Here is a 22,179-nt window from a genome sequence, read left to right on the forward strand (position 1 = left end):
CTGGCACCCTAGGGACGCAGTACGGTTCCTGACTAACCCGGAAGGTTTGGAGGATGTGGTGCTAACGGCAGAGCACCTTGTCGAGCGAGAGACTGCGGAGGATGCGGCAGCGCTACTGATTTACAACCTATCGTGCGCCATAATGGCCAATGCTCCGTGACAGGTTGCGGCTGCGCGGCAGGCCATCGACCGAGGTCCTCACCATGCTGGGTTGACATGATGACGCTGAATTGGAAGCAGCGGATGCTGTTATTACATCCGTTTGCACTAGCCACAACGTGATCGACTGGTGCCATCGTATGCGTCCATGCAGGGCTCGTGCGTTGCTTCTTAGCAGCGGTGACTCCTCTGCCCAGTAAATTTGCCTATGCAAACACGACGGAAGCTCTATAGCCACACATACAACTAAAAACTAAGATTTATACGTGCACCGCAATTTGAGGACAATCATGAAAAAACTGCTGACTGCATGCTTTTTTTTGGTCATACCCTTCATTTCGGGATGCGCTTCTACTACAGCACCCGGAGCCATCGGCATTAACCGTGCTCAGTTGTTACTTATCCCTGCAACGACCGTAGAGCAGGCCGCTTTGATGAGCTACGCTAAGGAAGTAACAAATGCTAGAGTATCGGGGAAGCTTATCGTGTCTGGACCAGACTATGACAGGTTGATCAGAATCGCAAAGCGAATCCGAGCACAGGTTCCGATTTTTCGCACCGATACAGGTAGCTGGAAATGGGCATTGATATTGATTGACTCGCCCATCATCAACGCGAGTTGTGGTCCAGGCGGGAAAATTACTTTCTATACTGGCCTTCTAAATAAGCTAAAGTTGACCGACGATGAGATCGCTGCAGTTATGGGTCACGAGATTGCTCACGCCTTGCGCGAGCACGGTCGGGAAAAGGTTTCTAACGTAATGGCCGTGAATGTCCTTGCACAGGCTGCTACAGCGCGCACGGCTAATCGTAGTGCCAACGCCGCCCTTGCGAATAAGATAGCGGAATACCTTTATCTATTGCCGAACTCGCGCGAGAGCGAATCCGAGGCAGATAAGATTGGAATCGAGCTTGCAGCGCGTGCAGGATATGACCCTAAGGGAGCGGTATCTGTTTGGCGTAAAATGACTTCAACGGACGATAAGAAAGCGCCTGAGTTCCTGTCGACTCATCCATCTAATGAACACCGGATTAACGAGATCACGAGATTAATGCCGGCAGTCATGCCGCTTTATGAAGGGGCCAAACAGCATTGATCTAACTAGCGCTTTGCACTTAGCTTTCTTTTTCCACCACTATGAGCAGGAAAGATGCCAGATGGGCAATATTAGGTATGTTGGCATTGCTCTCTATTTTAGGCACGTCAACTGCATCGTCGTCATCTGATATCAGAGATATTTTTTACCTGATCCCCGTTTCAATTTGCTTGAAATTATACAACATGGGTCAAGCGACGCGACATAATGTAAGTACTGCCGCGCTCCACTGTAAGTCGTTGTATAGCTGGACAGGCAAGGAGCAGCGGCACCCGCAGGCCTGAATCATCACGTATCTCAAGGAGGCTTGGATGGACGGCGTATTTACCACGGTAGGACAGATACAGGAAGCATTCGACGAAATCATTCCCAATCTCGAAGATCAACGTCTAATGTGCTCGCAGCTTTTGAAGACCATCAGCTCTTGCATAGAATTAGGCAGTTCGGCGTGGTCGGTTTCACTGCTCCGCTCCGGCTTCCGAATTAATGTAGGGCAGGTCGAAGCAATGACATGCTTTTACACACATTGGGATCCTGAAGTGTTTAAAACACCAGGCGATCATGGCTTTCTCGATTTCAGATTCCTGATCTCTGGGCCGCAGGTAGCGGAGTTGATTAAAAAATACCCAGAATGCGTAGCGCCTGCCTCCTACCGCTCTGTCGGTGAACCACACTGGATATTTTATGTGACCTTGCAGGTCGAGGGCGACCGTGACGACGCGGAGCGAACTTGTGCAGTTGCCTTGATGGATGCGGTTCAGTTGGCCCATCGTCACTTCGTAGCCGCTGCGGCTCATAGCCCGAGTGGAGCACTTCGCAAAAGATCAAACTTCGCGCGATTTCATTGCGGTGCAATTGTTGATTACGCACACAAGATGATGATCGCATATGACGCAGCGTAGTCCGGGGGGGGTAGTCATAATGGAGTAGAAAATGAATTGGGATCCGCTCCTTCAACTGTATTCAAATGTTACGCCATGTTGATGGTACGATGCAGTTCATGAGTCCTTCGTTAAAGTCGGAACAGGCCATTTCGTGACCAACGCTGTATCTGGTTCAAACAGCGCCGCGCGAGCTTTCTTATCGTCATTAACGGCAGGGAGCAGCATCTGAACACTGTCGATTGTGTCGATTATCCAGAGGACTGTTCCATTTCAATTGCGCCGCTCGATGACTTCCTGCCAGCGGCATGCTTAGACGTCGCTAGGTCACTGTAAGGGAGCCAATGAGATACAAGAAACGACGCTCGCGCCGAGGGCGCGCGAAAAGTGTTTTTGGCTCCGCTGTGACCGATAGCATTAAAGTTTCAAATGCCTTTGGACCTAAAGGCACCCTGATTCTCGGCGCAGCAGGCTTCACGCTTTTCTACTTCTTCTTGCCTTGGATACTGACAGTCTGGGCGGAGTACAACAAAGGTAAGCTAGTTGGCCGACACGCAGCACACTTTGGCAAGCTGCTTGACGATATCTTCATTCATCGGTTCATTCACCCAGCGGAGTGGGCAGGCATTGCCATCCTTGTCGCATGTGTTCTGCTGGCGGTCTGGAAGGCGTTCGCTCGTACTGACCTTGACCGTTGGAACGAACATCAACTGTCCGGCATCGCAAGACTAATCGCGCGGTTTTTGGATTAGCCCCAAGGGGCCACCGAGTGCCATTTGGTGAATTCGAGGAAAATAAACTCTATCTTAAACAATAACGAACTGCGGTCCGCTCTGTACAGTCTTTACGTGGCGCAGTTTGAGACCATGCAGCGGTTTCCTACTGCATTCACTAGAGCCGACGCAACTCGCATGCTTACTAGCCTGATGGGCTCTCGACCATGGTCTTGGCGAGTCATCGGCATCACGCCCGCTGCCCTCGCAATTTTTGCGGCTAACGGTTTTGAGCGCCCAACAGGTCTAAATCAGCGTGGTCACAAGGCGGATCGATCAAGTACTGCACACGAACTTTTCTCCATTCGGACCACGGTCTTGCCGATCGACGAGTTCTTCGAGTTCTTCCTTGAAAAAGATCAAACGGTTCTCATAACCAAAGAACAAAACAAGTCAAGGCCCCGAGGAGTGTTCCCGCCCTTTATCCCGATCCCGCTAACTAAACAGCTTTTCCCGTGTGGTACATTGATTGGTTGGCAACATCGAAAAACGGAGGTCGATTTTCTGAAATCGTTACATATCAAAATGTCGACAAACGAGCTGAAGAGTTAGAGCTGGACGAGCGAAACCCATTTGGCGCCCTGAGCGCTCCGATCCGGCCGGTAGCCGAGCAAGGAAAAGCGAGATGACCTGGTGCGTTGAATGGAACATCAGTCCACAGTCTGGTATGGATGACTTCCATATCGATACGGTAGAAACGATCGCAGCGAAGAATCGTCGGATGTTGGAGAAAGGGAAAGTACCGACCTACGTCGTCATCGGGCACGCTCCGACTTTGAGCGAAGCCCGGCAGATCGCTAACGAGTACCTCGCGCAAAATCCTCGCATTTAGCTCGGAAAAGCATGCGGAAACAGCCAGCTATTCTTGAGGGGCCGTACCAAGTGATCGAAAAGCGCAGCTTACGGGCCACGGCCGAGGCTGACCCGATGAAGTGGAGCATTTGGAAAGAAATTTGGGCCTGCTCCGCGTTTGAGGAGCTTGCAAGGCGTTGCCCGGACCCCGTCCATACTAAAAGCACGAACCGACGCATCAATTGGAGGACCGAGGCCCGGTGGGCGTTGAAGTGCGGTTGGATAGTTTAGGTTAACAAAACTAACACGACGCAAAATTAGTTGATTCGTGGCGTGAAGTTTGGCAATTCTTCTGCCCTGTGCCTTCACCTCACTAGTTTGCCCTGCAGCGCTTGACGCGGCTATGCTATTGAGAGAAGCACCACAGTGTTGTCCCGTGGAACCAGCAACCACAACGTACCAATTATTCGAGCGACCGGGAGAAAGAAGTGGCAGAAAAATTCAATGAAGAGGAATACATGGCAACGATCCAGGACCGCCTGACTAGGATCGTAGTGGACAAAACGCATTTGACCATCAATGTTGATGATCAGAACCAATACGAGATCGCCCTAAACCGTATCGACAACTCTGTCAAGATTCTCCAGTGGGTCGTTCATCTCACCGAGAAGAACTGGATGACAGCGGATCTGATGCGCCAATTTGTATTGGCCGCATGCAGAAAGGCTGGTGTCGATCCCCACTACCTTCCGGCGTAAGCGCGAAGAAGAGGTCTTAGAGGTTAATGGCTTTTGCGGCCGCAACGTCGATACGAGGGCCAGAACATCAAGGCGGCTTTGCGCCAGCATCTCGGTGCGGGCAAGCGAGGCAGCTAGGGCAGGTGTGTCCGGTATCGCAAGCGTATCGCGCACCGCCCAGCCACTACGGTTGGGTGGCTGGGCGTCTTCGATCGGCACTACCTCACCTGCGACGATCAGCGGCAGCACTGTCGGTTGCAGCTGTGCCAGGGCAGCGGCGTCATGGTAGGTGGCTTCGGTCTGGAACATTGCTGCTTGTTCTAAGTAGTCAGGAAAAATTTACTGTGAATTCTGTCCCGAAACCTTTCATCAAGAACCGTCAAAAAAATCGTCAAGGTGAGGCGGATATGGTCACCACCAAGCTGCCCTGCTTTATTGGCAGTATGGCTTGTTGTCGTACTTAGGCTCCATACAAATTTGTGATGCATGACTCATGTAGTCTTGCCGAAATCTTGGACCGCCGGATTGTGCGAGGATAAGCGCGTTTTCATACGCCTTGCGCGCCGCATCCATGTTTCCTTGCTCTCTTGCGGAGAGGCCCAGGTCGTTAAACATGATCGCTTTAAGCAAGTCGATTTTGTCTTTTGGCAAACCTTGAGCGCGACATTCGGCGATGAATTTTTCCATGTCATGATACGAGCCGCCCCAGCGCGGAGTCAGGCGAATCAGGTAGCGTGCGCGCAAAATAAAATTAGCTGGAAACAGCTCATTGCCTAAGTGCAAGTATTTTTTGGCGGCACGCGCATTTCCCTCAAATTGAGCAATATTCAACAAATGGAGAATGGCCAGGTATGACTTGGAATTGAGACGCAAGGACGTTTCAAGGTCTTTCTCTGCCAACGCAAACATCTGCCCCATGTACTCAAGGTATTCAGACGGCACTTGCGAAATGTACCCTTCTCCACGTCTATACTCCCCTAATTTGCGAAAGTACACACCGCGTGCGAGATAAGCCGATGGAGAGTTTGGATAGACCCCGATCCAATTATTGAGTGGAATCCGGTATCGATCTTCTTTCTGATAAAAAATCTTGTATGCGTCGAGCAGTTCATATTCGGTGGCTTTCCCCGCCTCGAATTTTCTCTGAAGCGTTGCAAAAGCACTTTCTACTGCCTGATAGTTGCCACTCTCTAGTTGCCACAGAGTTTGGGCAAAAGCTGAAGACATGCAGGCTGCCGCGATAAAAATACAGATCGGCCAATTTTTCATCTCAAGACTCCTCCGCATCGATTCATTTTGCAATTCATTCTATGCGGTGGCGTGCAGCTTTGCACGCCGCGTTCAGTTCAGCACTCTCGACAGTTTCAGGCATTGGGTAAGACCATTCGTCAGGTGAGTTATGGGAAAGAACCATCTTGCCTTTACGCATGTGTCCTTCAAATGCCACTCCCTGTAGCGTGCGCGATTTGCCTTCCGCACGATAGCGACAATGCCAGCATTGATAACTATTCTCAGGTGCTAACTGGTTACAAGTTCCAAGCATCAATTCAAACTATAGACGAATAGCACGGTTTGCAAGATCCCTCGACAGGTTCGTTTCGTATTCATCTGTAACGCTTATTAGTTTGTCCGTTGTGTACCGAAGGGAGGGCGTGCTGTGAAAGTATTTCAATCTCTATTATTGGCTAGAGTCCGATTGCCTCAACAACTCTTTTAGCTATTTCAAGATTGCTCGCGCTTCCCATTTTTGTGACAGAAACTCTTAAGGTTTGGCCGAAAACTGCCCGGTCTGGCTATTAACGAAACCCGCACCAACGTCTTGCGAAAATGTTCCATTAGTAGTGTTCACAATGCCTCCCGCCAGACCTTGGTAATACTGCCCGTTCGTGCCGAAGTAAGAGGGGCTAACGCCTGTGGGGAGCGAGTTACGGTACATGTCTGACTGTGAATCGTATTGCATTTGCGCCCGTGTTTGCTCATGGTGCTGTTCAAACGCCTGTAATCTTTGAGCTTGATATGCCAATACCCGTACCCTTTGATTCTCGGCTTCTGCTCGCTGTATGGCAGCTGTCGCTTTAGCTTGCGCGATTGCTTCAGATTTGCGACGCAAGGTATCGAGGCGATCCTGTTGGGTTACGACATGGAACTTGAACGGCTCAACCGTCATGACCGGAATTTGAGTCTCAGGGTCAATAAGTTTTTCGCCAGATTGAACATAAATTTTATTGGTGACCGCATCTTTACATCCACCATTTAATTGAATGCATATTCCAGCCGCTGAAACTGTAGTGGCCATCGCAGTCATCAATACGCAACACACTACGAACAGAATAGTTTGCATAATGCGCCCTTTCTGATGAGGTGGTTCATTATGCAGCATCACCTTCATAACGTTTTTCACAATTTCAGCTAAGGGAGCAAAAAAGGGCAAAAGTACTGTAGAAAAAGGTCAGAAGTCCTAATAAGTCTGCTGTGGGTCGAAATTGAACGCTATCAAAGAATTCATTGCGCCCCGGCATTAGAGCCGGACGTCCCCCGGTTTGCAGTGAGCCAGCTTCGACAGCCTGTTCGGCGTCCACGTTGGTATGTCACACCATATTTTCTTGTGTCGATCGTGTCGATTGTGTCGATCTGTTCGACGCTGGTGCCGGCAGCATTGCACTGTGCGCTGGCGGCTCCTCACCTACCGCGCGAGGCGACGGCAAATGCGATGAGAAATCTCGACAGTGGCGACATGGCCGAAATTGACACAATCGACACACTCCACCACATTGCCGGACAAAGAGCCGGCGCTGGCACAGACGCAGCTTTCATAACGATCGGCGTTCAATCGACACATTCGACACATTCGACACGGCTCCGAGGGAGGCCGGACCGGACTCTGCGAGAGTACTCAGCTGCGCGGCCGACCCGGAAGCATTGTTGGGCGAGTGCGCATGGGGGCGAGGGCAAGACTTAAACGCACGGTGCGTCTAGCCAACTGCGTCGGACCCCGGGATAGCGATTCCTTGACGAGTGCCCTGCTCAGAGGTCTCACGTGGGCCAAGGTTGAGTGCAAGATGCCTACCGCCCAACAAGCAACACGCAGCGCGACTAGGCCCAGATGATAGAGCTGCGCATTGCCGGCCAGTCGCTGCGGAAGGTCGTGGCCCAGTTCAAAGTGAGCAAGTCGACCGTGTTCGGCATCAATCGAGGCCGCCAGGACAGTGACGAAGCATCGGCCATCGCCACAGCCACCAAACGCCGCGACGGGCACCAGGAAGCGCGTGGTGGCCGGCGCGACGACGAGACCGACATGGAGCGGCATGCGGCGCTGGAGCGGCAGTACCGCCAGCTGCGCCTGCATCCATGACAACGAATCCAGAAGGGCCGTCAGGTGAACAAGGAGGAGGGTTCGATCCCGTCCTGTCTACGCAAGCCGTGCCTACGGTTACGCGTTACGGCATGGGAGCTGACGGCAATACCACTATAGGCCAATTCAAGGACATGCGCACCGCGACTTCGGTTACTGACTGACGAGACCGACATGGAGCGGCGCGCCGCGTCCGCCATGTGATCACGGATTTCGGCGACGCAACGGGGCTAGTGGATGGCCGCGACGCATGTGGCGGTGAGCGCCGAGTGCAAGTCGTTGACGAGCGAGGGGACGTGAAGAGGGTGCATGGCATGACTCCAGAATTGGAAGTGCAGCCATTATTGGTCGGCAGCCGGCGTTAGCGCTTCCCGCCGAGTACTGTCTGACGCCACTGAACGTAGCGCCAGCAGCGCTGGATCAGCGTAAGAGTATGACAGCGCAGCATGCGTGGGTCGGGCGAAACTCATGTCACGTGCGTAACTTTCTCGATCAATTCCCTTAGTGCCCGTAGAACGGCCCGCGCGTTGCGTTGTTGCGCCAATGCTTGGCGGGTGTAGGCACCGCTCTTAAGAGCATGCTGATTTCCGCGAGGTGCACCAGGACTGGTTCCACCGTGCACGCGGCAGCGTTTTTTGCCGTGCACGGGCCGTGACTGGCATGGCGCACCTGAGCGTGTCCTTGCACCGCAGCGTGGTGCTTCCTGCGGGTGCATGGGGTTGATTTCAGTTTTCATTTTTGCCCCCCGTCGAGGCAGGACGCCCCCCGGCTTGTACCGAGCCGGCCACGACAGCCTGATTGGCATTCACGTTAATGTGCTGCACCGTCACCGTCTGCTGGCCACCGTTCTGCAGCCGGTGCAACGTTACCAGCGCCTGCTGGAAAACACTCATCATGCGAGCAGCGGTGTTCATGAGTCGCGCGGTCTCGACTGGATTCTCGTGTTCCATGGCGCGGTCCATCAATTTAAAGGCAGCGGCGTGCGCAAGAGCAGCCTGGTGGGCGAGCATTTTCGTCAGAGGATCGCTAGAAGCTGTTGCGGCGGCAGCATCGACACCGAGGGCCAGGACATCGAGGCGGCTTTGCGCCAGCATTTCGGTGCGCGCCAGTGACGCAGCCAAGGCAGGTGTGTCCGGTGTTGCAAGCGTATCGCGCACCGCCCAGCCACCACGGTTATGCGGCAGGTCTGCTTCGCCCGGCACTACCTCGCCCGCGACAATCGACGGCAGCACGCTTGGTTGCAGCTGGGCCAGGGCCATGGCGTCATGATAGATAGCGTCAACCTGGAATGTCGACGCCTGTTCCAAGTAACCTGCAGCCTCAGCGGCGAGAGCAGATTTTTGCGCGACCTGAGCCTCCTGTTGCAGTTGGACCGCTTGCTTAAGTTTATTTTTCATGGTGTCCCTTTCAGTATGCCAGCGTGATGTTTAAGAGCAACTTGCCATGCAACGGAAGACAGGGCGGATAGGGCGGATATTGTCCAGTTTTGAAAACTTCTCCAAGAAACAAAACCATGGTGGAGTTCTTGAAAACTGGTGTTTATCTGCCCCATCCGCCCTGAGATGGCTTAATGCTTGAGCTCAGTAGCCCTTGGTGGCACGCAGGTAGCTGTCGATATCGAACTGCTGCGCATCTTTTAGGCTCAACCCCATCCACAGGCGCTTGCCGTTGGACTTGCGCTGGACAAAACCACGCTCGCCCAAGCGGCGACCCAGCGTGACGTTGCTGGCTGCACGCTGGCCGTTCCTAACGCACCACTCTTCGTAGCTGCGATACAGGTCTTGCATGGCTACTACGCCCAGCGGATCACGGTTGGTGCACTCTTCGACCCAGCGGCCGATGATGTCCTGGTCCTCGCGGTATTCATCGGTTGCGTTGTCGACGGCTGAGGGAGTCTCGCCCAGCCCTTCATGCTGCCACTTGATGCAGCCCTCGACCATCCACGCTAGTATGTGTGGCGCTTCGGCCTTGAGCTTGGCGAGCAGGTTCGGATCACGCGCATCTGGTGTGAACGTTTGGCTGAACGGAACGAGCCGGATGCGGCGCCAGATGCCATTGTCGTTGCCACGCACGACTGGTTTGTGGTTCCCCGCCATGACCAGCTTGAACACCGGCGTGAACTGCACTGGCGCCTTGTAGAGATTTCGGACCGACATGCTGTCGCCACCTACCATGCTTTTGACGAGGGACTCGGCCAGGGCCGTGTTGTCCTCGGTCTCGCTGCAAAGGACCAGTCGGGCACCGATCAACGCCGCGAGGTCGGGCGAGGCGCTGCCAGCCTGGCGCTTCGAGTCGGCCAGCGTCTCCGGTGCGATGGCGCGGGCATAGTCGCCTGCCACATGCTTAAGCGTCTCGATGAAGACGCTCTTGCCGTTGGCGCCGTGGCCGAAGCAGAACAGGAAGATCTGTTCCTGCGTCGATCCCGTCAGCAGGTAGCCGCAGAAGCGCTGCAGCCAGTCGATCAGTGCACGATCGTTGTCGAAGACCTGGTCGAGGAATTGGATCCAGCGTTCCGCCTCAGCAGCATCTCCCAAGGTCTTCACGCCGAGGGTCTTGGTCACGTAGTCGCTTGGCGCCGCAGCCCGGGTCGTGCCACTGCGCAGGTCGATCACCTGGCGAGCCTGGTCGATGCCGACCAAAAGATGATCGGCATCGACATGCACGAGCGGCAAGCGTAACGCCGGGAAGTCGGACAACAACTTCACGGCGGCGCTTACTACTCGCAGCTCCTGGCTCTTGCGTGCCCATTTTGCGAAATGCTCGCCATCCATCGGGTAGCGCTCACCGTCCTTGTAGATGAACTTCGGCAGGTGGGCGGCGAGAGAGCGCACGGGGGCGTCGGTCGGACCCCAGCGCCATGCGCCGTCCTGCCAGATCAGCCAGGACTCCGCGTCGTGCACGTAGCGCAGCTGCTTGCCGTACAGGTCGAAGAGACGCTGGGCGTTGCCGAGTTCCGTGAGCGGGCGAGAGTCTCCGGTACCGTCACGTGCGTCGCAGCCAGGCAATACCGGGGCGCGGAATGGCACCACGATATGGCCGGGATTGGCGCTTCCGGTCGTTAGCTGCTGGCGTACTGCTTCCAGACCTTCGGCCTGGTGCAGGTCGTTGAAGTCGCCGCAGTCGCGGCCATCATCAAATTCCGGCAGCAGGAAGGTTGCCGGAGCACCAGCAGCAGCAGCGTCGCGGGCGAACTCCAGTCCCTTGCCGTGTGCGTCGAGGTCGGCCGCGATGTGCAGGACAGCGTCAGGGAATTGCTCGCGCAGGTCCTCAGCTACCTTGGCTAGGTTGGCACCAGAGAAGCACACGACCACGGCGTAGCCGGTCGCCTCGTGCAGGCTGCAGCCGGTGGCCCAGCCCTCGCACAGGATGATGGGCGTGTCGCTGGCGAGGTCGCCGAGGACCAAGCGCCCTCCCTTCATGCGCGCCCCTGCCAGGAAGCGCTTTTGGCCGTTAGCGTAGATGAATTGCAGGCTCTGCAGCTTGCCATCCGGGCCGTGGACTGGGAGGACGAGCGAGCCGTCACCTGTTCCGCGGGCAGCGAAGGGCTTGATGTCCTTGCCTACCGGGTACGGATGGGTAGCGCCGAGGTCAGTTGCCCGAGTGAGGATGCGAGCCGCATTTTCAGCACCCTGCGCGTGTGCGGCCTTGAGTTTGCGCTGGGCAGCCTGTCGCGTCTGCTCTGCCTTGGCGTGCGTTGCGCGGCGCTCTCGCTTGCTGGGCGGGGGCGTATTGGCATCTCGCTGCTGCCACACGAACTTCGTATCGGCTCGGTTGCAGCCAAAGGCAGCGCCCGTGCCGTCGAGGAACATGAAGCACCAGCCGGCGTTGTCGCCGGGACGGCCGTTGGTCGGGAAGCGTGCTTTGACGCCAGGCTCGATCGGCACGTCGGGATACGACATGCCGACACGTGCGAAGGCTTCCTGCAGCGACGCGCAGAAGATGGCTTGTTGGGCCGTGTTGCGGAGCCCGGCACCTGCAGGACGATTCGTCGCGCAGGTGCCAGGTACTTCCCGCTCCGTTTGGAGAGCAGCGGCCATTAGTGGGTACCCAAGAGCTGGTACAGATAGGCGGCGAGGAATTTGGTCTCCGACTCCGGGATGAAGCTGTTCCACAATGGATCTTTGTCGAGCATCAGGTACATGCAGAACTTTGCTTCGTCTTCGTAGTGGTCGCAGTACCACTTCACTTCGTCGGTCCATTCGGTCCCGTACAGCTTACGCGCGGCTTCAATCGTGCTTGGCGGCAGCGAGTAGCCGACCGTCATCACGTGGCGGCCGTTGACGGTTTGAACTTCCATTCGTTCGCGCTTGATGGGCCAGCCGAATTTTTTCTCCAGCTTGTTGATGTGTGCGCTGAGATTAACTGCACCATGCATTTGCGCACCAGCGATTGGCGTCAGCGGCTCGCCGCCTGCCAGCAGTCGAGCCAAAATCTCGGATTGGATCGTGCCGCAACGCGCTGGCAACTCACCCACGAAGTTTTCGGAATTGTTCTGGGCGTTCACAGCATTGGGCCTCGGGTTGACGTTTTTCATTACTGGCCTCCGTTCAGCACGCGTTTTGTTGTCGACCACTTCTTTGAACTGCTGATCGTTCTTGATCTGTTTCATTTTTCGTCCTTCGGATTATTTAGTCCGTGGCAGTGCACGTTGGTGCGCGATGGGGATTGGAGTCGGGAGAGGTAGAGGTACACACCGCGCAGTTCGTCGAGGCCCATCGCGTCAACGTCGGCGCCGATGCCGAGGCCGGAGTGGCGCGACAAGAGCATCGGAAGTTCAGTGAGCCAGGAGTAGTCGTCCTGGGGCCAGGATTCGACGCGGTTCGAGTTAGCCATGATGGGCGCCCCTTAAGCCGCTGCGATTTTCAGTGCACGGCGCAGTTCGCCGACGTTCCAGGCGGTAACGCGGCCGGCCAAGCGGATCGGAGCCGGGATGCGGCCGGACTTCACGCCGCGCCAGACGGTGGCGCCCGAGCAGCCGTAGAGGCCCTGCACGACGGGCTGGCGCACGTTTGCCGAGTCGGGCAGGTCGTCGAAGTACTTGAGGGCGGTAGGGATGCGGTCCTTATCGGAGCCTTTGTCGGATGCTTCCGACTCGTGAGCCTGGATGATTGTTGCTGCCATGGTGTGTCTCCTTGTGAGTGAGAACACCCATGGTCTTCAGGAAATCAGGGTAGCCCGGCTAATCTGATTTTTTTACGGTGTCTGGCGATCTCGTTAGAAAAATGGCGGAATGAAAGCGTCTTCGGTTTGTTAACCAGCCAATACGTGCACTTGGTGCCTTTGGGGTCGGAATCATCCTCTTCAGGTTCAAAATGGTTGGCTTCCATTTCCCCGATAAAAACGTGCCATAGCTCTTTCGCGCTGTATTCCTCGTACTGTGCTGCGCGCGCCAGCTCGAAAATAATTGCGTTCGGTGTCGGTTGGTCCGACTCGACGTCAACCTTGACCCGCGGGTGTTGTGCGCGGGCTGACTGCCGTTGACGTTCCGCCGCCCCATAGTTGAAGTTGGCATGTAGTCTTTGTTGGGCGGAGAAATCTTGTTGAGCGGTCAAGCGAAGAATCTGATCCCGTGCGTCGGAGAGCCGTTCCAGAGAGGTAATAGTCGGCTCGGCACGGTCGATCAACAAAGCCCAGATCTGTTTCTCGCTGATATTGAACTTGACCGCGACGTCGGTGAGCGCAGTCGGAACCTGCTTGCGGAGGAGAAGCGCGGCAGTGATAGGGTCGGGCGCTTCAGAATTAGGACGGGACAGGAACGGCGCCAGGTCAGCGCACAGAGCGGCCCAGACCCGCTCAGCGAATCCGGCGTCCCAGCGCAAAAGATACATTGCCACTTCGTTTTGATATTTGGACCACGTCGAATAGTTTTCCATCTCGAGCATTACCTTTGAGGGATGTTTCATTTAGAACTAGTGCTGGTGGACAGACGCTTGGTGCAGGCCGCCAAATTCGTTCAGGACGGCGGCTGCTCGGGATGCGGACTGGTGTTAACGAATGCGGCCCAGTCTGCCATCATCGAGGTTCGCTTTACGAACAGGTCATCACGCTGATAAGCGCGCACCGTATCGCTGCCCACGGTATGTCCGAGCGCCATCTCGCGCACTTCAAAAGGATAGGCGGTGGACGACGCGGCCCAGCTTGAAAACGTCGAGCGGAACCCATGCGGGACCGCCTCTAGGCTCATGCCACGCATGAGTTCCGTGAGCGCCATGTCGGATAGCGGCTGATCGTTCTTGCCGGGGAAAATGAGCGTGCCACCTTTGCCCTGCGGTAGCGACTTCAGCAAGTTTAGAGCTGGATCAGACAACGGGACACGGAGTAGCCGCTTCAATTTTCGGCCGGGTTCGGCCGGGATATTCCAGACCTGGTTTTTCCAATCGATCTCACCCCAAGTAGCCAGCCTGGCGGCGCCGGAGCGGCACGCGGTGAGGACGACGAATTCAAGGCAACGTGCACTCATGCTTGTCATCGCCTGCAGGCGGCGCATAAACCCATACATGTTATCCGAGGGCACGGCAGGATGATGTTCGACCGGCGCGACGTCTGAGGGCTTGGGCAGTAATTTGTCGAGGCAACCACGCCAGCGTGCAGGATTGGTTTGTTCGCGGTAGCCGTGAACGGCTGCCCAGTCGAGGATCTGCTCGATGCGGTTACGCACACGGTTGATGGTCTCGTTCTTGGTCGTCCAGTGCGGTTCCACGATCTGCATAATGTGTTCGACGCGGATGTTCGCCACGGCCATGTCGCCGATCAACGGATAGGCGTAGCTGGCGAGCGTGTTCTGCCACTGCTGGGCGTGTTTGGCGTTACGCCATCCCGGCTTCTTTGCCTGGATGAACTTTTCTGCACAGCGCCGGAAGGTCCAAGCCAGCCGTCTTTCCGCTTCCTGTTGCTCGTGGAGCGCTTGTTTGCTCGACTTACGTTTGGAGACTGGATCGGTACCGGCAGCGATTTCGTCGCGCATCGCCTGGGCTTTCTCTCGTGCCAGCGCCAGCGACACAGCAGGGTAGGGACCAAGTCCGATCTCACGGCGCTTACTGCCCACGGTCACCCGCAGGAGCCAGGACCGACTTATAGACGCTGAGACCTGAAGCAGCAGGCCGGGCACGCCACCGACAAAGTAATAGCCGGGCGTGATCAAGCGGCGGATTTCGAGCGCGCTAAGTTCCTTAGCGATACGCGGCATGATTACCCACCTTCTACCCCCCAAAGGAAAATGTAATCGTATGCTAACGTGTGCCACGTAGTGATTCAAGCGTTTTTGGATTTTTGCCTGAACACCAGAGGGGGAAAGTCAAAAGGCTGGTCTCAGAACAGATCAAATCATGTTGCCCCATCGCCAATCCCGGCGGACCCTCTCTCCGCCAGGACACAAAAGAATGGCCACCCCTCGGGTGGCCATTTTTTGTTTCCGGGCGGAGAGAAGCAGAGCCCCTGCGGGCTCTGCGCGGGGGATTCGAAGGCCTCGCGCGTAGTCGCGCGTGCCGCTCCGAATCGCCACTTTGCTGTCGCCAACGGCGACAGCCCCGCGCGCCGAGGGCGCGCGATGCGTGCACACCAGCTAGCGCGTTCTCCGGCTATTGTCGAGGTCGTGTCGGGATGTCAGACCTGATGCCGCCGTTTCCTCGCTACGCTGAACGGTCAATGACCTTATGTGTGCCTATGCGCCTGAGGTTCGCTCTAGATCCGCTAATTTCAAGAGAGATCTTGTAGGCATGATTTGATGTGACATCGATTGTGAAGACCTTGGGATTCCTGTACCCGTGTAACGCGTGTAGCCGCCTCGATTTTGGAACGGGAGTTTTAGTAAGATCTCGAACTGCTTCTTTGGCAGCCTCTTGCACATCGACAGGGAGAGCCTTGAAATCGCTTTCAAACTTCGCGTTCCTTGTAATTGTTGTAATTCTTGGAACGCAATGACTCAATTAAACTCCCATGGCAGCGAACAGATCGTCAGCGCCCGAGAACTCTCCAGGCAGAGTTGTGTCCTGATCGGCTTCATACTCCCGAATGATCCAAGAAAGAGTATTCAGTTTGTCATGAAGAGCTGCTACTTCTGTGAGAAGTAAGGCATATCCATCGACAATCCCGTCCTCTTCAGTAAGCTCCGGGGCACTAACTGCGCAGAGGTGCTTGACGCTCAAGCGATCATACGCATCTCCAACCGCATCTCGAGCACTTTCGAACAAAGTCACTAACTCCCCGTCATGTTTGAACGTGAGAGGATCGATGTCTTTAAGACGATCGATAAAGTAGTCGGCAGCTTGGTTCACCTGACGTAGTTGTTCGCATCGAACATCGAGCGCGTCGAGTGTAGTTTCAATGTGACGTAAAAGCTTGAGGTCACGGACCGACTCTTGTAGATCACGTGTAGCCTCAGATGTAATTTGGTTGCCGAACGCTTTCAACTTGCGAAATTCGTTAATACTATTCATGCGAGGTCTCCTGGTATGGAGTAATAGCTAGTCGGCAATGCCGACTCTGTAAAGTTAGAACGCGACTTTACAGAAAAGATACTTTAAGTCACACGCCGACTAGTCGTCCGAGCCACTTAAGTAAGTTAATACCTTTCAATATCTCGCATATAACATACGAGATGTGATCACCATCACAAACTGGCGAGGAATAACAGTAGTGTACATCGTTCGATATATCAAAGTTTGTGACGGACGTCACATCTGAGAAATATGCTTGCGTTGCGGCAATCTTTGTGCATATTGTGTAGGGGTTTGTCTGACATGATGGCGTAAATGTGCATTTCTTGGCCTCATTTGTAACAAAAAGTCCGTACTAACTGGGCTAAAAGTGTCGAATTTATATGACTGACCTGAGAATGGGGCCAAGCCTCACATCCCAACACGCCCCTCTACGAAAGACCGAAAACGTCAGACACACTAGCTAGTTCGGTCCCATCGCGCGCCCTCGGCAGCAGCCCCGCTCCCCGCTGACCCCGTTCTCGAACCTGCGTCTCGACGCTGCCGTCGAGTGGCTGTGATAGTGCCGCCGGTGTTTCGGGCTGTCACAAGCTTCCAACGGCGCAGCACGGCAAGCAAATCGTCTGACACTAAGCATCGAGCGGCGTACCATACAACAACGCCAAACCGCTGCGCTCCAAGGCTCAAACCGATCAAAGCGTCCGGCGTAAACATGGTGCTTCCGATAATTTCTTTCAGGAGAGATGGCGATGGACTACGCTAGATTGTTATTTGCAGCTGAAGTTCGCAAGCTTGCAAAGGAACGTGCTTCGATCGAAATCGGAAGCATGCCTACAGATGAGGCCAAAGCCCATGCACAGGGACGTGCGCTAGTGATCTTTCATGAGGTAATTGACGAGCTCGAGAACTACGCTACGGCGATTGACGAATACCGTTCGTCGAAGACAAAGTAGACTCGAGAAAGCAAAAAGCCCGCTACCTTTCGGTGCGGGCTTGTCCGTTTCGACGTCGGAGGCTCCCGTCAGCGCCTGGGCCGCAGTCAGGTCTGGCCTCCCCAAGGGCTGACTACAGCAGCGGCCATCACGCGACTGCCTGTAACAGCCGCTTGGCGTCCCATCGACCTCATTCCCACAACGAAGATACTTGCCCCAGCGATCTCTCGACACGATAGCGATGTGTCCCGGCGCTCCGTCGCCACCGTCAATGCTGAAGAAGGAAACGATGCCGCGCGAGTCTTCGATTCCGCGCTCAGCATGTGGGCCGCCCGTGAACTGCTCCGGCTTGCCGACGCAGCTCACCGCACCCCAGGCGCCACGCGCTCCAGCAATGTATACGCAGCCCTGACCCGCTCCTCCCCCGGAATAAACCGATTCGCCAGCAACACAATCCCCAGCTTGCGCGCCGGATTGAACAGCGCATAAGCGCTGAAGCCGCCTGTCGCTCCCGTCTTGTGCAGCCACGAATCAGCCTGCGGCGCCAGCGGCGGCGCAATGGCCCTGACCGGATTCGATTCGCGCGACATCTTCGTTCCCGTGCTGACCAACAGCTGCTCCACCCCCGCCTGACCCGGGAACTGCTCCCAGATCAGAGCCTGCGTCAGCACACCCGCCTTGAAATAACCCAGATGCGTGTCTGCGACCGCACGCGCTAGCCTGGCCTCTAGCTTCACCAGCCCCATATTGGCGTCCAGGAAGCGAATCAAGTCGCGCGTATTGCTCTTCACACCGTAGGCCTCATCGGCCAATACATTCGGATGCACGCGCACGGGCCTGCCCTCGCTGTCATAGCCTTGTGCGTACTGCGCCATGTGCGCGGCCGGCACCCTGATATAACTATGCGTCATGCCCAGGGCAGGGAACAGCGTCTTCTCCACGGCGTCCACATAGGGCAGGCCCAGGCTGGCGGCGGTGGCGATGGACAGCAGGCCGATGCCAAGGTTGGAATAGGTCCGGTGCGTGCCCGCCGCGTGGCCAGGCTTCCAGTTCTTGTAGTAATCCATCAGCTGATCGTAGGTCGTGATGTGCTGCGGCACCTGCATCGGAAAATCGCCGACGGTGTGCGTACCCAGGTGGACCAGGTTGATGTGGTCGAAGCTGCTGCCGCGCAGGAGGGGCAGGTGGCGGCTGACAGGGTCCGTCATGGCCAGCTTGCCTTGCGCTTGCGCATAGGTCGCCAGGGTTGCCGTGAAGGTCTTGCTGAGCGAGCCGAGCTCGAACAAGCTGGCGTTGCTGACTGCTTGCCCCGTCTCTTTCGACATCACACCGTAGTTGTAGAAATAGTGCTTGCCATTCAAGCTCAGCGCCACCGCCATGCCGGGAACATCGTTCTCTTGCATCAGCGCTTGAATCGCCTGGTCCACCTCGATGGCGTTGATCAGGGCAGGGAATTCCTCGATCAGGCCGTCCCGCGCCAGCACGCCGCTCGGCACATTCGCTGCTTGCGCCGGGTCTTTCTGAATCAGGCGCGCAAAGACATAGGTGCGCGCGCCCCGTGACGCCCAGCCGGCATACCAGCCGTATCCAGAACCGCTGCCGGTCTTGCCATTGATGCGCCAGCCTTCCGGCGACTGGCCCGATTGCGTCAGCTGCGCCGTCATCGCGTAGGCGTGCCCGCTCACGCCCAACTGGCGGTTGACGAGCTTGCCCAGGAAGGAGAGCTGTTCCAATGGCGAAATGCGCAGCGACGATTCCAGCCAGGAAGCGGTCAAGCCATCATGCCCGGCATCACCCGAGACGTCCTGGTTGCCCAGCTCGGGTGCTTGCGCGTCCTTCAGGAAGCCGGCGTCGTAGCCCATCAGGCGCAGGGGGATCTTGAACGTGGAGGCGGGCGTCACCTGGCGCCGGCAGTCGCCGCGCTGCATCAGGACCTTGCCGGTGGCGGCATCGGCGATCGCCGTGCAGATTTCGGCGGCGTGGACGACAGGGGCAGGGGCCAGCGCGGCCATGCCGCCCAGCAGCGCCATGGCGGTAATGCGGAAACTCATGCTGTACCTTTCAATATGCGACAATGCTGACCATCATGCGACTCATGTCGTATTGCTGTCAATTATTTTATTCTTGGTGACATTGGTCGCAGACCCCTGCACAATATCCGCCATGGCTATCCCCTCTATCTCCGAACTGTCCGTCCTCAAGGCGCTGTGGAAGCAGCATCCGCTGAGCGCGCGTGAAATCCATGATCAGGTTGAACCCGAGCTGGGCTGGTCGTATTCCTCCACCCGCAAGACGCTGGAACGCATGCTGGACAAAGGCTCCGTGCACCAGCACACGCGGCATGGTGTGCAGGTGTATGAAGCGGCGCTGGAAAAGGTCGGTACCCTGGCTGCCTTCGCGCACGACTTCGGCAAGCGGGTGATGGAAATGGATGCACCGCTGCCGGTCAATATGTTCACCGGCAGCAAGCTGGTGGACGAGGCAGAGCTGGCGCAGCTGGAACAGCTGCTGCACAGCTGGCCGGATGACCCGGACGCGGCATGACCGGGCTTGCCCAGTTGCTGGACCAGCTGCCCTTGCGTTTTCTATTGGCCAGCGCGGGTTGCCTGGTCGCCGGCCTGTGCGTGTGGGCGATGACGGCGCTGTTTGCCCGCCTGCCTGGCGTCGCGTCGCAGCGTTCGACCTGGCTGCTGGGCCAGGCCACCGTGGTGGCAGTCTTCCTGGTGATCCTGCTTCCGCACAGTGAACGCCTGCGCCTGGTGCCGCCCATCGACTTGCCCGACATGGCGCAGAGCCGTCCCGCCGCGCCGCAAGGCGCGAGCGTGTCGGCGGCGGCCGGCCGGGTTGCCGCCGCTGCCGCCGACGCTCATCCCACCACCTGGCTGAGCCTTGCCGCGCAAGCCTGGCTGCTGGCCTACCTGCTCGGCCTGGGCTGCAAGGTGTTTCGGCTGCTGCAGGCGCGCCGGCTGCTCGACGGCCTGGCTGCGAGCGGCAGCCGCCTGCCGTCGCATGGCCCGCCCACCCGCTCGCCTGTTTTTATCGAAGTGGACGCGCCGATTTCGCCCATGCTGTTCGGCCTGCTCAAGCCGCGCTTGCTGCTGCCGCGCCATTTGCGCAGCTTCGACGAGGCGCAACGGCAGCTGATCGTCGAGCATGAGCTGACCCACTGGCGCCGGCGCGACCTGCATTGGACGAGCGTCGGCATCGTGCTGCAGATGCTGCTCTGGTTCAATCCATTCATGCGGATGCTGCGCACCAGCCTGTCCCTGGCCCAGGAGCTCGGCTGCGACCGCGACGTGTTGCGCCGGCGCCTGCCGGCACAGCGCAAAGCCTACGCGATGGCGCTGGTGGCTCAGCTGCGCCTGCAGCGCGGGACGCCACAATCGGCGCTTGCCTTCGGCGCGGTGTGCCCCGGCACGCTGGCCGCGCGCATCGCGCTGATTCGCGAGCCAAGGCAGGCGCGCGGCGATCGGGCGCGCGTCACGCGTGTGCTCGCCATCGCCGGGCTGGCCTGCATATTTGGCGCAAGCCTCGCCTTCCAGCCCGCGCTGGCCTGGCGCATCGCCCCGGTTGCCTCGCAGGCCCCATTCAGTTGCACGGTGCTGCTCGACGCTGTCAGTGGCGAGCAATTGGCCCGCGAAGGCCACTGCGATGAACGCGTCACGCCCGCCTCGACCTTCAATATCCCGGTTGCCCTGATGGGCTTCGACAGCGGCATCCTGACAAGTCCGCACGCGCCCGTGCTGCCCTTCAAGCCAGGCTATCCCGCGTACAACGCATCCTGGCGCGCCGATACCGATCCCGGCAGCTGGCTGCAGAACTCGGTGCTCTGGTACGCCCAGCAAGTGACGGCCAGCCTGGGGACCGCGCGCTTCGAGAAGTATGTGCAAGGCTTCGGCTACGGCAACCGGGACGTCAGCGGCGATCCCGGCAAGGACAACGGCGTGACGCAATCCTGGGTCGGCTCCAGCCTGCGTATTTCACCGCTCGAGCAAGTGGCTTTCCTGCGCAAGGTGGCGAACCGCGAATTGCCGCTGTCGGCCCATGCCTATGCCATGACCGCCCGTATCATGCCGCAGAAAACGCTCGCGAACGGCTGGGAAGTGGCCGGCAAGACCGGTACTGCTCCGGCGCTGCGGCCCGACGGCGGCGATGACGCAACGCGCCAGTATGGCTGGTATGTCGGATGGGCGAAAAAAGACGGGCGCACGGTCGTGTTCGCGCGCCTGGTGCTGGATGCAAGGCAGGAATCGGCTATGGGCGGCACCCGCGCCCGCGAGGCGATGTTACGCGAACTGCCCGCGCGGCTGGACCGGCTCTAGCACTCATCGAGATGCGGGGCAGCCGCCTGCATCTCGATCCGCGCAACCCGTCAGCGCTTCTCTCTCTGCGCCGACACTTCCACTCTGCCCGGGTCCTTCGGATCCGGCACATAGCTCATCACCATATCTTCACGCGACGCACCCCGGTTGAATTCCATCGTCACGTTCCCATCCCCGGAAACGAACTTGTCCGAAGAAACCGGAACCAGCCGGATGGGCTTTTCGCTATCGATGGTCGCGTCAATGTAACGCGGCGTACCGCGCACTCTCAGGTTCCAGCCATTTGACATGGCATAGGTACCGGCAATTTCCCGGACCTGTTCATCCCTCAACCGGACCGTCTTGGCCGGGGCCGTCACAGTGACGGTCGAGATCGGCGCAGTGTCGGGTCGTGGATAGGTCTGGGTCTGCGCGCCCACGCTGGAAGCGAGTGCAAACAGGGCGGCAGGGAGGAGGTAGGAAAGGGGACGCATGATCATTCCTTCACAAAGCAAACTCGTCTTTGGGACAGGCGTCGCGCCGAATCAGCGTAATGTCGTGCCGTCGGAGTGCCGCACGATCGCTGACGCGGATCGCGCTTCTCCGATGATTCAGTCTAGGACAGCGCCAAAGGAGAGCAAGCACTGCCGGCGGGGTCATCACGAAACAGTCTCGATCTGCAGAAAGCTATATCCGCGCGAAATGACGACACTTGCCTCA

23 protein-coding genes and 2 pseudogenes are annotated in these 22,179 nt (G+C 57.2%); 9 read left to right on the plus strand and 16 right to left on the minus strand.

The genetic code is table 11. From position 1 onward, the window contains the following. Positions 1-449 precede the first annotated feature (449 nt). From AC56LR_RS05515 to AC56LR_RS05530, 4 genes are all read left to right on the plus strand, one after another. Positions 450-1,256 (plus strand): M48 family metallopeptidase, encoded by an 807-nt coding sequence (locus AC56LR_RS05515; RefSeq protein ID WP_497128342.1) that lies wholly within the window; start codon positions 450-452, stop codon positions 1,254-1,256. Positions 1,257-1,567: 311 nt separating this feature from the next. Continuing rightward, the gene (locus AC56LR_RS05520) at positions 1,568-2,158 is read left to right on the plus strand and encodes a hypothetical protein (RefSeq protein WP_497128344.1); all 591 of its coding nucleotides are present in this window, start codon (positions 1,568-1,570) and stop codon (positions 2,156-2,158) included. Between the two features lie 323 nt (positions 2,159-2,481). Continuing rightward, positions 2,482-2,889: a hypothetical protein gene (locus AC56LR_RS05525; RefSeq protein ID WP_497128347.1), complete on the plus strand. Its 408-nt coding sequence runs from the start codon at positions 2,482-2,484 to the stop codon at positions 2,887-2,889. 159 nt (positions 2,890-3,048) lie between these two features. Beyond that, positions 3,049-3,462: a hypothetical protein gene (locus AC56LR_RS05530; RefSeq protein WP_497128350.1), complete on the plus strand. Its 414-nt coding sequence runs from the start codon at positions 3,049-3,051 to the stop codon at positions 3,460-3,462. An 851-nt stretch (positions 3,463-4,313) separates the two neighbouring features. Here the strand turns inward: AC56LR_RS05530 and AC56LR_RS05535 are convergent. From AC56LR_RS05535 to AC56LR_RS05550, 4 genes are all read right to left on the minus strand, one after another. Then, on the minus strand, positions 4,314-4,748 hold the full coding sequence (locus AC56LR_RS05535; RefSeq protein WP_497128353.1) for a hypothetical protein: 435 nt from the start codon (positions 4,746-4,748) through the stop codon (positions 4,314-4,316). A gap of 123 nt (positions 4,749-4,871) precedes the next feature. Next, the gene (locus tag AC56LR_RS05540; protein ID WP_497128355.1) at positions 4,872-5,708 is read right to left on the minus strand and encodes a tetratricopeptide repeat protein; all 837 of its coding nucleotides are present in this window, start codon (positions 5,706-5,708) and stop codon (positions 4,872-4,874) included. A 34-nt stretch (positions 5,709-5,742) separates the two neighbouring features. Next, the gene (locus AC56LR_RS05545) at positions 5,743-5,982 is read right to left on the minus strand and encodes a surface-adhesin E family protein (protein WP_497128357.1); all 240 of its coding nucleotides are present in this window, start codon (positions 5,980-5,982) and stop codon (positions 5,743-5,745) included. A 219-nt stretch (positions 5,983-6,201) separates the two neighbouring features. Then, on the minus strand, positions 6,202-6,828 hold the full coding sequence (locus tag AC56LR_RS05550) for a hypothetical protein (RefSeq protein ID WP_497128360.1): 627 nt from the start codon (positions 6,826-6,828) through the stop codon (positions 6,202-6,204). A gap of 714 nt (positions 6,829-7,542) precedes the next feature. Between AC56LR_RS05550 and AC56LR_RS05555 the strand changes: the two genes are divergently transcribed. Further along, positions 7,543-7,791 carry a hypothetical protein gene (locus AC56LR_RS05555; RefSeq protein ID WP_497128363.1) on the plus strand — a complete coding sequence of 83 codons (249 nt, stop codon included), beginning with the start codon at positions 7,543-7,545 and terminating at the stop codon, positions 7,789-7,791. 466 nt (positions 7,792-8,257) lie between these two features. On the opposite strand, the gene AC56LR_RS05560 is transcribed toward AC56LR_RS05555, so the two are convergent. From AC56LR_RS05560 to AC56LR_RS05600, 9 genes are all read right to left on the minus strand, one after another. Then, the gene (locus tag AC56LR_RS05560) at positions 8,258-8,596 is read right to left on the minus strand and encodes an HGGxSTG domain-containing protein (RefSeq protein WP_497128365.1); all 339 of its coding nucleotides are present in this window, start codon (positions 8,594-8,596) and stop codon (positions 8,258-8,260) included. Next, positions 8,517-9,188 (minus strand): hypothetical protein, encoded by a 672-nt coding sequence (locus AC56LR_RS05565; RefSeq protein WP_497128368.1) that lies wholly within the window; start codon positions 9,186-9,188, stop codon positions 8,517-8,519. The genes AC56LR_RS05560 and AC56LR_RS05565 overlap by 80 nt, the downstream gene beginning before the upstream one ends. Positions 9,189-9,371: 183 nt before the next feature. Beyond that, on the minus strand, positions 9,372-11,828 hold the full coding sequence (locus AC56LR_RS05570) for a phage/plasmid primase, P4 family (RefSeq protein ID WP_497128371.1): 2,457 nt from the start codon (positions 11,826-11,828) through the stop codon (positions 9,372-9,374). Then, positions 11,828-12,400 carry a hypothetical protein gene (locus tag AC56LR_RS05575; RefSeq protein WP_497128374.1) on the minus strand — a complete coding sequence of 191 codons (573 nt, stop codon included), beginning with the start codon at positions 12,398-12,400 and terminating at the stop codon, positions 11,828-11,830. The genes AC56LR_RS05570 and AC56LR_RS05575 overlap by 1 nt, the downstream gene beginning before the upstream one ends. After that, positions 12,397-12,624, minus strand: a complete 228-nt coding sequence (locus AC56LR_RS05580) for a hypothetical protein (protein ID WP_497128377.1) — start codon at positions 12,622-12,624, stop codon at positions 12,397-12,399. The genes AC56LR_RS05575 and AC56LR_RS05580 overlap by 4 nt, the downstream gene beginning before the upstream one ends. 12 nt (positions 12,625-12,636) lie before the next feature. Then, a complete protein-coding gene (locus AC56LR_RS05585; protein WP_497128379.1) occupies positions 12,637-12,912 on the minus strand; it encodes a helix-turn-helix transcriptional regulator in 276 nt (91 codons plus the stop codon). 44 nt (positions 12,913-12,956) lie between these two features. Further along, positions 12,957-13,694 (minus strand): hypothetical protein, encoded by a 738-nt coding sequence (locus tag AC56LR_RS05590; RefSeq protein WP_497128382.1) that lies wholly within the window; start codon positions 13,692-13,694, stop codon positions 12,957-12,959. A 50-nt stretch (positions 13,695-13,744) separates the two neighbouring features. Continuing rightward, complete coding sequence (locus AC56LR_RS05595) at positions 13,745-14,977, minus strand: tyrosine-type recombinase/integrase (protein ID WP_497128385.1); 1,233 nt, start codon at positions 14,975-14,977, stop codon at positions 13,745-13,747. Positions 14,978-15,716: 739 nt separating this feature from the next. After that, positions 15,717-16,226 (minus strand): hypothetical protein, encoded by a 510-nt coding sequence (locus AC56LR_RS05600; RefSeq protein WP_497128388.1) that lies wholly within the window; start codon positions 16,224-16,226, stop codon positions 15,717-15,719. 749 nt (positions 16,227-16,975) lie between these two features. Here AC56LR_RS05600 and AC56LR_RS05605 point away from each other — a divergent pair. Continuing rightward, the gene (locus AC56LR_RS05605; RefSeq protein ID WP_497128391.1) at positions 16,976-17,179 is read left to right on the plus strand and encodes a hypothetical protein; all 204 of its coding nucleotides are present in this window, start codon (positions 16,976-16,978) and stop codon (positions 17,177-17,179) included. Positions 17,180-17,520: 341 nt separating this feature from the next. Here AC56LR_RS05605 and ampC read toward each other — a convergent pair whose 3' ends face one another. Both ampC and AC56LR_RS05615 read right to left on the minus strand, forming a co-directional pair. After that, a complete protein-coding gene (gene ampC / locus AC56LR_RS05610) occupies positions 17,521-18,585 on the minus strand; it encodes a class C beta-lactamase (RefSeq protein WP_497128529.1) in 1,065 nt (354 codons plus the stop codon). Positions 18,586-18,591: 6 nt separating this feature from the next. Then, positions 18,592-19,209, minus strand: a pseudogene (locus AC56LR_RS05615) (penicillin-binding transpeptidase domain-containing protein); the annotation flags it as partial. 112 nt (positions 19,210-19,321) lie between these two features. Here AC56LR_RS05615 and AC56LR_RS05620 point away from each other — a divergent pair. The 3 genes and pseudogenes from AC56LR_RS05620 (at position 19,322) to blaOXA (ending at position 21,480) form a co-directional block, all read left to right on the plus strand. Further along, positions 19,322-19,702 carry a BlaI/MecI/CopY family transcriptional regulator gene (locus tag AC56LR_RS05620; protein ID WP_497128393.1) on the plus strand — a complete coding sequence of 127 codons (381 nt, stop codon included), beginning with the start codon at positions 19,322-19,324 and terminating at the stop codon, positions 19,700-19,702. After that, positions 19,699-20,583, plus strand: a pseudogene (locus tag AC56LR_RS05625) (M56 family metallopeptidase); the annotation flags it as partial. The gene AC56LR_RS05620 and the pseudogene AC56LR_RS05625, both read left to right, overlap by 4 nt. 90 nt (positions 20,584-20,673) lie before the next feature. Continuing rightward, positions 20,674-21,480, plus strand: coding sequence for a class D beta-lactamase (gene blaOXA, locus AC56LR_RS05630; RefSeq protein WP_497128531.1), 807 nt, complete (start codon positions 20,674-20,676; stop codon positions 21,478-21,480). Positions 21,481-21,530: 50 nt separating this feature from the next. On the opposite strand, the gene AC56LR_RS05635 is transcribed toward blaOXA, so the two are convergent. Then, entirely contained in the window at positions 21,531-21,953 is a 423-nt protein-coding gene (locus AC56LR_RS05635) for a hypothetical protein (RefSeq protein ID WP_497128395.1), read from the minus strand. Positions 21,954-22,179 lie beyond the last annotated feature (226 nt).

Source organism: Telluria sp. ZT3P39 (assembly GCF_059685935.1).